The organism is Polyangium mundeleinium (assembly GCF_028369105.1).
Taxonomy (GTDB): domain Bacteria; phylum Myxococcota_A; class Polyangia; order Polyangiales; family Polyangiaceae; genus Polyangium; species Polyangium mundeleinium.
Genome location: NZ_JAQNDO010000001.1, coordinates 7359320 through 7371954 on the forward strand (window position 1 = coordinate 7359320; position 12635 = coordinate 7371954).

The following is a 12635-nucleotide window of genomic DNA, read 5'->3' on the forward strand; positions in this document are numbered from 1 at the left end:
CGGCTAGAACACCGCCATGAACAAGGCGATGTCGTTCCCAATCATTCCGAAATGGTAGCTCATCCCGTTGTACAGTTCCCTTCTTTGGACACGCACGCGAGGCGAGGAAACGAACGAGATGTAGATGCCCGTGTCATCGCCGCACGCACGGCTCCACTTGCAGGTGTAATCGTGACTCTCGTTGGGCTCGAGCGAGAAGTTGGAAGGGGCGCCCGTCCCGCACGCGAGGGAGAAGTCCCGGGTGCCCGACGTTGAATTTTCGATGGTCGCCTTCTGGACGCACTCGGCCGAGGCGTCTTTTGACACCGCGAGGAAAGCCACGAACCCCAGCGCGACGAACCGTGTTCTTTTCAGCATCGCGTCCTCCTTGCTTTCAACGGTGCACGATCGGCCCTACGAGCTTCGAGGTCGAGCTCGTACGACCCGGCCCGCGCTCTCCCGATCGCACCCATGGATGACATGGGACGCTCGCCGGCATCTGTACAGCGGACCCATGGGCGCCTGTGACGAGCGGGGAGGATGTCAGCGCCTCATGGTGACATCGACCTGCCAGAGCGTGGCTCCCTCGATCCCGGGGTCGAAGGGCCTCAGATAGAGCATCCGCATCCACTCGCCCATCTCGAAGCTCGCAGAGCCCGCGGGAACGAAGTGGAATTCCTCGATGCCCGGACAACCCACGGCGCCCCCCGGACAACGACCCGCGATGTACCGGTGCTTGGAGAGCTTCAAGATGGAGGTCGGCGAGAGGACCATGTACCACGAGTACCCCGTGGAGGGGTTCGATTCCAGGCGCAAGATCAGCTCGTCCCCCTGCTGAAGGGTCACCGTTTTGCCATTGTCGGCGTCGCGCAAGACGATTTCGCGTGCCTGCGCGCTCGCCGGCAGAATGCCGACCATCACCGAGCCCAGCGCGAGGATCGCCGAATACGAGCAGAGCTTCCTCATGTTCTCCTCCTCGGAGCCGTCGTCTTCGAGCGCGCATCGAGCCGCGCCCGCCGTCCCCCTCTCCATCTGGGGCAGAGAGCGGCCACCGGAAGGGCTCTGCCGACGAAATCCAAGCCCCTCGACGCGCATCCCCCTCGGGCCGCGCGATCGGAGCCAAGGCGGTGACGGAAGCAGTTGAAATCGCCGCCTTTACCGGATCGACACCATCGGAAACAAGTCGACGTCGTTCCCAATCATCCCGAAATTGTAGGACATTTGGTCGTACAATTGGTAGTGCTTTCTTTGGACACCCGCGCGGGACGAGGGTGCGAACGAGATGTAGATGCCCGTGTCACCGCCGCACGAATGGCTCCACTTGCAAATGTACGCGTGGGTCTCGTCGGGCTCGAGCGAGAAGTTGGAAGAGGAGCGCGTCCCGCACGCGAGGGAGAAGTTCCGGCTGTCCTCCGTTGCATTGTGGATTTCCACCGTCTGGACGCACTGGGCCGAGGCATCTTTTGAAACCGCGAGGAAAGCAACGAACCCCAGCGCAACGAACCGTGTTCTTTTCAGCATCGCGTCCTCCTTGCACGATCGGCCCTACGAGCTTCGAGGCCAAGCTCGTACGAGCCGGCCCCCGCTCTGTCGATCGCACCCACGGATGACATGGGACGCTCGCCGACATGTGTCCACCGACGCGCGAAGGCCGGCGGCGACGACGGGTTCAAGCACCGCCGAGCTCGTCAGGCGCCGCGATGCCGGGTCACCACCGGGTCACCACCGGAGCACCAGCCGCGCCATCGTGTCGCCGGCGACGGCACCCAGCGTCGTCACCAGGTGCAGCCAGGCGGGCGAGGCGAGGTCGTCGTCGGCCTCGATGGCGTCCGCGGTCATGCGCCCGGCTTCGGCCTCCGACTGCCAGAGCAAGGCGAAGCGCGGATCGCGGAATATGGTGGGCAGCCGCTCGAGCACGCCGGGGTTACGCACGAAGTAGCTGCCCTCCTTGATGCGCGAGGGCTCGACGTAGGTGACGCCGACACCGGTGCCGTGCAGGTCCTCGCGCAGGCCCTCGGCGAAGCCGTGCAGGGCGTGGCGCGAGGCCTTGTAGGCGACCGCCGGGAACGGCAACGCGCGTACCGGCGAGCCGACGACGACGAAGCGGCCGCTGCCGCGCGCGCGCATGTCGGCGACGAAGCCGCGGAACAGGTTGAACGCGGCGAAGTAGGTCGACGCCATGGCCTCGACGACGTCGGCCGGCTGGCTCTCGGCCAGGCCGAGGAAGCGGCCCGAGGCCGAGCTCGCGACCACGACGTCGGGGACGCCACTGCGGGCCCGGATCTGCGCGCAGACCTCGGCCACCCTGCCGGCGTCGGTGAGATCGACGGAGTATGTGGTCGCCTGCGCGCCAATCTGGGCCGCCGTCGCGGCAAGCGCCTCCGGGCCTCGGGCCAGGAGCACGACCTCGCGGGCGCCGCGGCGGGCGGCTTCGCGCGCGATTCCCGAGCCAATCCCCTGGCTCCCTCCACCGACGACCACCAGCGCTCCGCGCAGCTCCATAACCGAGATCTACCGCGGGGCAGCGCGCCTGCGCATCCGATTTCGCGCCGACGGTCGATTCGCCCGGCCGATGAGCAACCAGCAGCCGGCTCCCAGGACCCCACCGCTGCCGTCCTCTCGTCATCCTCGGAGATGCGTGGAAGGGTCGACCGAACGGCTACGCGAAATGAGCCGGCGCGTGGTAAGAGACCGTCATGGGCTCGGACGCGCCTTCGATTCGAAACGCACGACCTGAGGACGCTCCGCGGCTCGCGGCGGCCGAGCGCGCGATCGCGCGCGTGCCGGGGATGCTCGCGTCGAGGCCCGACGAGATCGACGATGACGCCGTTCGAAGGATGATCGTCGACCTCGAAGAGCGCGGCCGCGGCATTTTTCTCGTCGCCGAACGCGCGGGCACGCTCGTCGGGCATGCGCTCTTGGAGTCGCTCTCGCTCGCGGTGACATCGCACGTCGTCCGGCTGACGATCGCCGTTCACGAAGGGCATCAACGCCAGGGTGTCGGAAGGGCCCTCATGAACGAGCTCTTGCGCTGGGCGCGGTCGAACCCGCGCGTCGAAAAAGTCGAGCTCCAGGTGCGCTCGTCGAACGATCGCGCGATCGCGCTGTATCGATCGCTCGGGTTCGTCGAAGAGGGTCGCAAGACGCGGCGGTTGAAGATCGGCCCGAACGTGTACATCGACGACATCTACATGGCGCTGTGGGTCGGTCCGTAGCGCGTCGACCTCGGAGCGTCGCTCCCCTCCTCAGGCTACCCGATCCGCCACGACGACGTGCAGATGATTCTCGCAGCAGGACCATCCAATCAACTCGATCTACGTCGGGGGGTCGCGCCATAACCCGCCGGTTGTCCGCGCCGGCAATCAGCGGGGGCGAGACGTTCACCGAAGGCGGCGCATCAGGGCTGCCCTCGCCGGCGAGCTGTCGGGAATGGCATCCGGGGGGTCTTTCAGGCGTGCGCGCGGCGGTCGGATCCTGTATCGTCGCGAGGACGCTTTGTCGCCGCGTCACGCGGCTCCCGCGGCGTCTGACGAGGTAGATAGATGCTTCCGCTCCAGCGCCGTCAAGCGCTTTTCATGCAATCCGTATTCATCCAAGCGTTCTTCGCCGCGGCGATTTGCGGCGGCTTTGCGGCTTGTGGCGGGGGCGACCCAACGCCCCAAGGCGCCTCCTCCTCGCAGGGCAGCGGCGGAAGCACCTCGAGCGCGGGGACAGGCGCGACCGGGGGTGGCGGCGCGGGCGGCATCGGCGGCGCAGGCGGCGCGGGCGGCATCGGCGGCGCAGGCGGCATCGGCGGCATCGGCGGCGTCGGCGGCGCGGGCGGCATCGGCGGCGCAGGCGGCATCGGCGGCGTCGGCGGCGCGGGCGGCATCGGCGGCGCAGGCGGCGTGTGTGTGCCCGGATCTACGCAGACGTGTTATGGCGGACCCCCGCCGACGAACGGCGTGGGAGTCTGTAAGGCGGGCACGCAGACGTGCAACGCAGATGGCATGGGATACGGCGTTTGCGTCGGCGAGGTCCAGCCCGCGATTGAAAACTGCCAGACGCCCGAAGACGAAGACTGCAATGGTAGCTCGATGTGCCCCATAGGAATGGGGCCGTGGAGCAAACGTTTCGGCGATGGGGCCGATCAATCGGGTCAAGGAATTGCAATCGACGGGACAGGGCACGTCCTTTTGGCAGGGACATTTGCAGGCGCCCTCGATTTGGGTGGAGGGCTGCTCTCCAGCGCCGGCGGCGACGACATTTTCGTCGCCAAATTCAGCCCTGACGGGGAGCACATCTGGAGCAAGCGCATTGGCGGAGCGCAGAATCAAGGTGTCGGCGACATCGCCGTAGACGCTGCTGGCAACATTTGGCTTACCGGCTCGTGTAACGGCACGATCGATCTCGGCGCCGGGGCCATGAGCTGCGGAGGCACGCTGAACGTGTTCGTGGCCAAGTTTGATCCAGGCGGAGCGCCTCTCTTCGGCAAGCTCTTTGGGAGCGCGGCTGGCCAATACAGCCAGAGCTCGGATATTGCCGTGGACGGCGCGGGCAACGTCGTCGTTACGGGGTATTTTACGGGCCAAATTGATTTTGGAGGAGGACCTCTTTCGTCGCAGGGAAGCGGCTGGGACGTCTTCGTCGCCAAGCTGAGCTCCACGGGCCAGCACGTCTTCAGCTCACGCTTCGGTGACGGGGACGATCAAATGGGTTTTGCTGTCGCGTTCTCTCCCAACGGTGACGTCATCGTTGGGGGGCACATGAAAGGCGCTCCGAATTTTGGTGGAGGCGCCCTGGCGAGCGCCGGAGGGGACGACATCTTCGTGGCGAGGCTCAGCCCGGATGGAGCACATATCGCGAGCAAGCGGTTCGGCGGCTCCGCCAACGACGGGCTCTTCGATCTCGCGACCGACGCTGCCGGCAATGTCGTGACGACAGGATTCTACCGCAACATGGTCGATTTCGGCGGCGGCGCCTTGGTCGGCGGGGCCTTGCCCAGGATCTTCGTCACGAAGCTCGATCCGAGCTTCGCGCACATTTCGAGCAAGGGCTTTGGGAATCAAAGCGGCTACGGCAACAGGGTCATGGTCGACAGCGCAGGCAACACCGTCGTTTCAGGGACGTTCCAGGGATCCATCGATTTTGGCGGCGGCGTGCTGAACAGCGCAGGGGGAAACGACATCTTTGTCGCCACACTGAGCTCTGCGGGAGCACACCTCTCCAGCGCGCGGTTCGGCGATGCAAGCGGTCAATATGGGGCTCCCCTCGCGAGGGATGCCGCGGACCATATCTTCATGACCGGGAGCTTCGTCGGCGGCATCGACCTCGGCACAGGACCCCTGACCAGCGCGGGCGGCCTTGATGTCTTTGTCGGGCGCCTATAGCCCTGAGGACCTCCGCGCGGCGAGCCGGTGCACACGCCGTTGACGGCCGCGACGGTTCTATGATCTACGTTCCCGGTGCGCTCTTCCCTCGCCCAAGACCGGCCCTGAGGTCCCGGCCAGACGAACCGCGAGGGGCGCGACGCCGCGCGCGCCGCCCATCCGCTATCGCCTCCCCGACGGCCGTCGAGGCCGCTTCAGGAAGGACGCGCTCTCCCAGACTCTCCCCGGCGCTCGTGCCGAGGAAAAGCGCTTCCTCATGAACATCGCGAAGTACGGCTCCCCCTACGCGCCGTCGGACGAACCCGACCAGGACGCGGCAAACGCATGCGGCCCCGCGTCCACGGATTCCACCGATTCCCCTTCGAGCCCCGGAAAAACCTTTGCCGACGTCGTGACCGAGTTCCGCGCCACGTACATGCTCACGGAGCTCAAAGTCACGACGCGCCGCGGATACGACTCCGTCCTCGATCACACTTTGCTTCCTCGATTCGGCGAAATCGCGCGCCTGCTCGTGCCCGATCGAAGTCGACTCACGCGACGGTCACCTCACCCTGAACCAGCGAGGCCGGCCGTGAGGTCAGTACGGCCTCGTGCATGCCTTCGAGCGAGTACGTGACCGCGTCGGTCTCGGCGGATGGTCGGTGTACGTGCTGCGGCACTACGCGAAGCGGAAGCGGGCGCGGCAGCGGAAGCGGGCGCGGCAGCGGCAGCGGGCGCGGCAGCGGCAGCGGCAGCGGAAGCGGCCTCTTCTTCCCTTGTCTTTGCTCGCCGCCGTCTTTTTCTCCCGCAAACGCCTGGACCAGCGTACGAAACGGTCGCGCAGCGGCTCACCGACGCTGCGGGACGTACGGGCGCGTCGAGACGCCGTGGACGCCTACGTACGCATCGCGGGGAGCGCCGCCGCGCCGCGGGGTTGTACGGCCGGGTGTCGGGTGCCGCCGGTCGCGCGGCGATCCGTACGGGACCTTGCAGCTCGTCGGCCACTGACGCGCCGCGCGGCTTTCCGTGCGTGTGTTTCCGAAAGGTTTGTCCCAATGGTTTGTCCCGGTGCGAAATTCGTGGGAACGATGTTTGGCGCTCTCGCGCGAGTAGGTGAACTTATGTCCCGACGAATCGATCGCAGTGCAGTCTCCTCGAAAGTTGGCGCTCGTATCCGCGAATTGCAGACCGAGCGTGGCATGACGCTGCAAGAACTCGCCGAGGCTGGCGCATTGTCGGCAAACTACCTGGCGAGCGTCGAAGACGGCTTCGCGACGCTTACCGTCGAGACGCTCGATCGCATCGCACGCGCCCTCGACGTCCCACCCATGCGCATCATCGTGTTCCCGGAAGACGACGAGCGGGATCTCATCGCGGACCTGATTTGCAAGCTTCCGGAGCATGAGCACCACAAGGTGCGGAAAGATATCGAGGAGTGCATGGCGCAGTCGTGACAGCGTGCCCGACCTGGTCGTCGGACGTCGCAGGAGCTCCCCCACGGGGCCCCCTCCACCCGAGGGGGCTCCCTTCTCGCGTCCGCGAACCTGCGCGCCAAGGGTCCGTTGACATCTACGACGTGCGTCGTAGACAATCAAGCTTACAACTCGCGTGCTGCGGGCTACGCTGCGAATCCGCCTTGACGGCGCAGGCGGTGCTCGGACAAGATCCAAGTCGATGGCGGTGGAGTCCGCCGATAACCGCGGTCCTTGGACCGCCAATGACTCCTACGATGTATGCCCCCGGGCACCGTAGGAGTCGTTCGTCTTTCTCCTCCGGTGCCGCAAGAACCAGGAGAAAGAACGACGTGACGATCAACGCTTCGGGAGCCCTGTCGGTGCTCCGCATCTACCTTCCCCGCCGCACCGTCAAGCGCGGTCGAGGCTTCTGGGGGGTCGCCGACCTCTCCGATACACCACCAAACACGCTTCCGAGCTGCGTCAAGCTCATCGGAACGCATGACATCCTCGATGCGTTCGTCACGACGCACCACGAGGACCATCGAGGCACGGTCATCGTCCGTCTCGATGGAGTTGCCATGTCCGGGGGGCCATCATGACGTGGCGGCGATTCTCGACGTTCGTGCAGTGGATTGTCCTCGGCGCGTGCGTCGGCGTGTTATGCGGGGGCGCGTCCGCGCTCTTCCTGCATCTCCTCGAAAAGGCCTCGGAGGTCCGCACGGGTCACGAGATCGTCGTATATACCCTGCCCCTCGCGGGCCTCATCATTGGCTGGGTCTACGAGCGCTTCGGAAAGCCGATCAAGGCCGGGAGTAACCTCATCATCGATACCATTCACGACGGGGGCCCCGAGATCCCGCTGCGCATGGCTCCCATGGTGTTGATCGGCACGGTATTGCCCCACCTCTTCGGCGGCAGCGCCGGACGAGAAGGAACGGCTGTGCAGATGGGGGCGAGCCTCGCCGATGCCTTGGCTTACCGCCTCGGTTTGACCCAAGAGGTGCGCAAACAGCTCCTCGCGGCCGGCGTCGCGGGCGGCTTCGGCTCGGTTTTCGGCACACCGATCGCCGGCACGGTGTTCGGGCTCGAGTTCATCACGCTCGGCCGCATCGAGTACAACGCCCTCGTACCGGCGCTGGTCGCGTCCGTGGTCGGCGACATGACGACGCGCTGGCTTGGCATCGGGCATACCCACTACCCTGCTCCGCCGCACGTCCCGCTCTCCTCGCTGCTCCTGTTGAAGTGGCTCCTGTTCGCCGTTGCCATTGCGGCTTCTACGACGATTTTCATCGAGCTCACCCATTTCATCAAGAGGCAAATGGAGAAGCGGATTCCTCGGCTACCCTTCCGGATGATGCTCGGCGGCGTCGTCGTGGTCGCGATGTGGCAGCTCATCGGGATGAGCGACTACCTCGGCCTCGGGGTGCCGATGATCGTGCGTTCGTTCGAGGATCCCGAGCTCCCCGTGTATGCGTTCGCGGCCAAGCTCTTGTTCACGGCCGTAACGCTCGGGGCGGGTTTTCTAGGCGGCGAGGTGACGCCGCTCTTCTTCGTTGGCGCGGCGCTCGGGAACGCGCTCTCGGGGCCACTCGGGCTACCGCTCCCGCTCTGCGCGGGCGTCGGCCTCGCCGCCATGTTCGCGAGCGCGTCGAACACGCCGCTGGCTTTGTCGATGATGGCGATGGAGCTGCTCGGGGCCAATGTCTTCCCGCACGTGGCCGTGGTCTGCGTGCTTTCGTATCTGCTGGCAGGCCATCGCAGCATTTACCCAGCGCAGCGGCTCTGGCAACGTAAGGATGGGAGCCGGCTGTTCCGCCCCATCCCGTTACGGGACCTGGACGAAGTCGAACAGGAACGCAAGTCTGGTTTTCACGACATGCATCCCACCGTGGGACAACAGGCTGACGGCCTCTCATCCGCGGCCCAGCCGCATGCCCACGACCGCTAGCGGCGCGGACCCGAGCGCGAGCGCCACGGCCATGCCGCCCACAGCTCCGAGCCCCATCCCCATGCATCCAAGCGCGCCCATCAACGCGGCGATCACGGATGCGGACAGCGTGAAGCCGCGCCGTCCTTCGCTCTCGCCTACCGCACGCAGACCAACCACGATCCCGGCAGCCAATCCTGCGCTCGTGCATACCGGCAGGCATAGCGGCGAGCACGCACCCGCCATGCAGCAATGCCCCGTCGCGCGCAGAACGAGGGGCGCCAGAAGCGGGATAGCTCCGGCCATGAGCCCAGGCCGCACAGCACGCCCGAGCGCGCCACCGCGCCAGAGGAGCCCGACCGCGGACATCCCGAGCGCCGCGCCCACCCCCACCGTCCACGCGATCCCCGCGCTGCCGCCCAGGAGCGCGAGCGCCACGGCAGGCGCGAGATAGACGAGGATTTTCGCCGTCGATCGCAGCCTCCCGAGCTCGTATGCGCGCCTCGCACGCGCCGCGAGCTCTCGCTCACTCGGTCCCATGTTTCACCCTCCACGCCTCGCGCAGCCGCCGCATCGCGCGCTCCACCCGTTTCCGGAACGTCGCGCCCTCGGGCCGCTCATCGGCAAGGACCCGCCGCAGCGTATCGACGTCCTCGGCGCCCAGCGTCCCCAGCGCTTCGAGGGCAGCCTCCTGCAAGTCCTGCGCGATCACACGCTCCTCGGGTGTCCCCTCATCAGTGCGGGCGAGCGGACCGAGCTCCTCGATTCCACCCAGCTCCTCCCGACGCCGACGCGCCTTCTGTCGCAGCGTCCGGCACTCGTACGCCACGATTCCCAGGATCCAGGAGCGCGCGTCGCGCGTCGCGTCGAACTCGGACGCGCGCGAGAACACCTTGATCAACGCCGCTTGCGCGGCGTCCTCGGCGTCCGCCTCGCTCCGCATCGCCCGCGCGGCGAATCGCCGGAGGACAGGCCAGACCGCTGCATAAACCGGATCGAACGCACTCCGATCCCCATCGGCGAGGCGAACCATCGCCCTGTGCAGTTGCTCGCGTTCGTCCCGGTCCATCACCTGGCGTTATTTCCGTCCTCCGGCGATGCGTAAGTCCGTCAGTGCCCGCAGGGGCAGCCCGAGCCGCACGGGCACGACGTACCACAGGGGCAGGGCGCCGCATCCGCGAGCGCGCCAACCGGCATGGCCAGCAGCGAGAGGGCAGTGACGGCGCGTACGAGGGTGTTCTTGAAGGTCTTCATCTCTTCTTTTCCTCCGGCCGCTCAAGAGCGCGGCGATTCGGATAGGCGCGAGGCGGTCGAAGCGTGACCGTGCGGGGCTCTTTTTGTCAGCCACGCACGGCCCTCGCCTACTTCCACTTTTCTTGAACAAGCCCCTTGCGCTCTACTTCGAGGATGTTAGAAATAGGCCCGTGACCTCGACGCTAGATCGTCACGCCCAGCAGCTCAGCGCGCTCGGCCATCCTGTTCGCCTTCAGATCCTGCGCTTCGTCGTGCAGGGGGGCGACGGGGGGACGTCCGCTGGGGAGATCCAGGCGCATGTCGATCTACCCCCGTCGACCCTGAGCCATCACCTGAAGCGGCTCGTCGAGGCTGGCCTGTTCACGACCCGCCTCGAAGGCACGTTCCACTATTACGCCGCCGATTACGCGGCGCTGATGGCCCTCACGGCGTACGTCTGGGAGGACTGCTGCAAGCGTGGCAAAGGCGGAAAGGGCGGCTGCTGCTGAGCGGCTGCTTTTTTCTGCGCGTTGGTTCGAGTTTTTTGGAACAAAGCAGAACGGAGACTCCATATGAACGTCCTCAAGCCCCACGTGTCTCTGAACGTCACCAACATCGAGCAATCCGTTGCCTTCTACGAGAAGGCGTTCGGCGTCGCGGCGACGAAGCGGCGTCCCGGATATGCGAAATTCGACCTGGAGACTCCCTCCCTCAACCTGACGATGCAGGAGGCTCCCCGCACGGGCGTCAACGCCAGCCACTTCGGCGTCCAGGTTGCGGCCACCGACGACGTCATGGAGGCGAAGACCCGCTTCGAAACCGCGGGGCTGAAGACGATGACGGAGGAAGACACGTCGTGCTGTTTTGCCGTGCAGGACAAGGTGTGGATCGAGGATCCGGACGGCAACTCGTGGGAGGTGTTCGTCGTGAAGGCCGACGCCGCCGTCATGGGTGATTCCCCGGCGCTGCGAAAGGACGCGAGCGCGTGCTGCACGCCTGTCTCCCTCTCGGAAAAACCCGAGGTCAAGCCTTCGGCATCGTCCTGCTGCGGCCCGAAGACGTGAGGGAGCATCGGCGCTTGACAGGAACTAGGCCCCGTAGTTCTATCGTCCTTCCACGATGAAAGGTGACGCACCCCCCGGCCCCCCCTGTTGCCCTGCGCCTAGCGTTGCGCAGGACCTGCGCCCCGTGGAAGGGCGGGAGGCCGATGAAGAGTTGGCGGCGCTGGCCAAGGCCATCGCACATCCCGCCCGGGTGCAGATCCTCCGTCTCCTCGTCCGGAAGACCGCTTGTATCTGCGGGGACATCGTGGACGAACTGCCGCTCGCGCAGTCGACCGTCTCGCAGCACTTGAAGATCCTGAAGGAAGCCGGGCTCATCCGCGGCGAGGTCGACGGGCCACGCGTCTGTTACTGCATCGAACCCGCCGCCCTCCGGCGCCTCAAGGCGCTGGTGGGTGGGCTGTAAGTTTTTTGCTCCATTCATCGATCATCGACGATGAACGAAGAGCGGTCGCCCCCGGGTCGGCCACCCCTTCGCGGCAGAAGCCATAACGCCAGCAAGGACTTGACAACATGCGATCCGAGAAGGCCGGGATCGTCGGCAAGCTCTCTTTCCTCGATCGTTACCTGACGCTGTGGATCTTCCTCGCCATGGGGCTCGGTGTTGCCCTCGGCTACACGGCGCCCGGTTTCACGGCGCTCCTGAATCGCCTGAGCGTGGGCACAACGTCGATCCCGATCGCCATCGGGCTTGTCGTCATGATGTACCCCCCGCTCGCGAAGGTGCGCTACGAGGAGCTTGGGAGGGTCTTTCGCAACAAGCGCGTGCTGACGCTATCGCTCGTGCAGAACTGGATCATCGGCCCGGCATTGATGTTCGGCCTCGCCGTGCTCTTCCTGCGCGACAAGCCCGAGTACATGCTGGGGCTCGTCCTCATCGGGCTCGCGCGGTGTATCGCGATGGTCATCGTCTGGAACGATCTCGCGAAGGGGGACACGGAATACTGCGCTGGATTGGTCGCGTTCAACTCGATCTTTCAGGTGCTGTTTTTCTCGGTGTACGCATATTTTTTCGCGACGCTCCTGCCCTCCTGGCTTGGGCTCGAAGGCGCGGTCGTGAACATCACCATCATCGAGATCGCGAAGAGCGTCGCCATCTACCTGGGAATCCCCTTCGCAGCCGGGTTCCTCACACGCCGGGTGCTCGTGTCTTCCAAGGGAGCGGGCTGGTATCAGAAGCGTTTCGTCCCGCGTATCGGGCCGATCACGCTCGTCGCGCTGCTCTTCACCATTGTGGTGATGTTCTCTCTGAAGGGCGAGACCATCGTGCAACTCCCGCTCGACGTGCTCCGCATCGCGGTGCCGCTCCTGGTCTACTTCGTCGTGATGTTCTTCGTCTCGTTCTTCCTGAGCAAGCGCGTCGGCTCGGACTACAAACAGGCCGCCACGCTCTCGTTCACGGCGTCGTCGAACAACTTCGAGCTCGCCATCGCCGTCGCCATCGCGACGTTCGGGATCCATAGCGGGGCGGCGTTCGCGGCGGTCATCGGACCGCTCGTCGAGGTGCCGGTCCTGATTGGGCTCGTCAACGTCGCGCTCTGGCTGGGGAAGCGGTTCTTCCCCGGTGGCGTCGAGGTCGTACCGCCGCCCTGCGCGGTGCCCGCCACGGAATCGGAGGCCCAAGGATGAA

16 protein-coding genes and 1 riboswitch are annotated in these 12635 nt (G+C 65.8%); of the genes, 9 read left to right on the top strand and 7 right to left on the bottom strand.

Annotated elements, in window-relative coordinates; genetic code table 11:
* Positions 1 to 3: 3 nt before the first annotated feature.
* The 3 genes from POL67_RS29190 to POL67_RS29200 all read right to left on the bottom strand — a co-directional run bounded on the left by POL67_RS29190 (position 4) and on the right by POL67_RS29200 (position 2481).
* A complete protein-coding gene (locus tag POL67_RS29190; RefSeq protein ID WP_271922947.1) occupies positions 4 to 357 on the bottom strand; it encodes a hypothetical protein in 354 nt (117 codons plus the stop codon).
* 165 nt (positions 358 to 522) lie between these two features.
* Complete coding sequence (locus tag POL67_RS29195; RefSeq protein WP_271922949.1) at positions 523 to 945, bottom strand: protease inhibitor I42 family protein; 423 nt, start codon at positions 943 to 945, stop codon at positions 523 to 525.
* 753 nt (positions 946 to 1698) lie between these two features.
* Positions 1699 to 2481: an SDR family NAD(P)-dependent oxidoreductase gene (locus POL67_RS29200; RefSeq protein WP_271922951.1), complete on the bottom strand. Its 783-nt coding sequence runs from the start codon at positions 2479 to 2481 to the stop codon at positions 1699 to 1701.
* A 194-nt stretch (positions 2482 to 2675) separates the two neighbouring features.
* On the opposite strand from POL67_RS29200, the gene POL67_RS29205 reads away from it, so the two are divergent.
* Both POL67_RS29205 and POL67_RS29210 read left to right on the top strand, forming a co-directional pair.
* Positions 2676 to 3194, top strand: a complete 519-nt coding sequence (locus tag POL67_RS29205; protein ID WP_271922953.1) for a GNAT family N-acetyltransferase — start codon at positions 2676 to 2678, stop codon at positions 3192 to 3194.
* A 360-nt stretch (positions 3195 to 3554) separates the two neighbouring features.
* Positions 3555 to 5348: an NHL repeat-containing protein gene (locus tag POL67_RS29210; protein WP_271922955.1), complete on the top strand. Its 1794-nt coding sequence runs from the start codon at positions 3555 to 3557 to the stop codon at positions 5346 to 5348.
* Positions 5349 to 5630: 282 nt separating this feature from the next.
* Here POL67_RS29210 and POL67_RS29215 read toward each other — a convergent pair whose 3' ends face one another.
* On the bottom strand, positions 5631 to 5786 hold the full coding sequence (locus tag POL67_RS29215) for a hypothetical protein (RefSeq protein ID WP_271922957.1): 156 nt from the start codon (positions 5784 to 5786) through the stop codon (positions 5631 to 5633).
* A 662-nt stretch (positions 5787 to 6448) separates the two neighbouring features.
* On the opposite strand from POL67_RS29215, the gene POL67_RS29220 reads away from it, so the two are divergent.
* From POL67_RS29220 to POL67_RS29230, 3 genes are all read left to right on the top strand, one after another.
* Complete coding sequence (locus tag POL67_RS29220) at positions 6449 to 6781, top strand: helix-turn-helix domain-containing protein (RefSeq protein WP_271922959.1); 333 nt, start codon at positions 6449 to 6451, stop codon at positions 6779 to 6781.
* A 213-nt stretch (positions 6782 to 6994) separates the two neighbouring features.
* Positions 6995 to 7061: riboswitch (Fluoride riboswitch) on the top strand.
* A gap of 70 nt (positions 7062 to 7131) precedes the next feature.
* The gene (locus tag POL67_RS29225) at positions 7132 to 7383 is read left to right on the top strand and encodes a hypothetical protein (protein ID WP_271922961.1); all 252 of its coding nucleotides are present in this window, start codon (positions 7132 to 7134) and stop codon (positions 7381 to 7383) included.
* Positions 7380 to 8732 carry a chloride channel protein gene (locus POL67_RS29230; protein WP_271922963.1) on the top strand — a complete coding sequence of 451 codons (1353 nt, stop codon included), beginning with the start codon at positions 7380 to 7382 and terminating at the stop codon, positions 8730 to 8732. The genes POL67_RS29225 and POL67_RS29230 overlap by 4 nt, the downstream gene beginning before the upstream one ends.
* Here POL67_RS29230 and POL67_RS29235 read toward each other — a convergent pair.
* Genes POL67_RS29235 through POL67_RS29245 form a run of 3 tightly spaced genes read right to left on the bottom strand, consistent with a single transcriptional unit; the run spans position 8697 to position 9965 of the window.
* Positions 8697 to 9251 (bottom strand): hypothetical protein, encoded by a 555-nt coding sequence (locus POL67_RS29235; protein WP_271922965.1) that lies wholly within the window; start codon positions 9249 to 9251, stop codon positions 8697 to 8699. The two genes, POL67_RS29230 and POL67_RS29235, sit on opposite strands and share 36 nt — an antisense overlap.
* The gene (locus tag POL67_RS29240; RefSeq protein ID WP_271922967.1) at positions 9238 to 9780 is read right to left on the bottom strand and encodes an RNA polymerase sigma factor; all 543 of its coding nucleotides are present in this window, start codon (positions 9778 to 9780) and stop codon (positions 9238 to 9240) included. Before POL67_RS29240 ends, POL67_RS29235 begins: the two co-directional genes overlap by 14 nt.
* A gap of 41 nt (positions 9781 to 9821) precedes the next feature.
* Positions 9822 to 9965 carry a hypothetical protein gene (locus POL67_RS29245; RefSeq protein ID WP_271922969.1) on the bottom strand — a complete coding sequence of 48 codons (144 nt, stop codon included), beginning with the start codon at positions 9963 to 9965 and terminating at the stop codon, positions 9822 to 9824.
* A 170-nt stretch (positions 9966 to 10135) separates the two neighbouring features.
* Between POL67_RS29245 and POL67_RS29250 the strand changes: the two genes are divergently transcribed.
* The 4 genes from POL67_RS29250 (at position 10136) to arsB (ending at position 12634) form a co-directional block, all read left to right on the top strand.
* Positions 10136 to 10453, top strand: a complete 318-nt coding sequence (locus POL67_RS29250; RefSeq protein ID WP_271922971.1) for an ArsR/SmtB family transcription factor — start codon at positions 10136 to 10138, stop codon at positions 10451 to 10453.
* Between the two features lie 63 nt (positions 10454 to 10516).
* Positions 10517 to 11008, top strand: a complete 492-nt coding sequence (locus POL67_RS29255; RefSeq protein ID WP_271922973.1) for an ArsI/CadI family heavy metal resistance metalloenzyme — start codon at positions 10517 to 10519, stop codon at positions 11006 to 11008.
* 124 nt (positions 11009 to 11132) lie between these two features.
* The gene (locus POL67_RS29260) at positions 11133 to 11411 is read left to right on the top strand and encodes an ArsR/SmtB family transcription factor (RefSeq protein ID WP_271922975.1); all 279 of its coding nucleotides are present in this window, start codon (positions 11133 to 11135) and stop codon (positions 11409 to 11411) included.
* Positions 11412 to 11518: 107 nt separating this feature from the next.
* The gene (gene arsB / locus POL67_RS29265) at positions 11519 to 12634 is read left to right on the top strand and encodes an ACR3 family arsenite efflux transporter (protein ID WP_271922977.1); all 1116 of its coding nucleotides are present in this window, start codon (positions 11519 to 11521) and stop codon (positions 12632 to 12634) included.
* Position 12635: the final 1 nt, after the last annotated feature.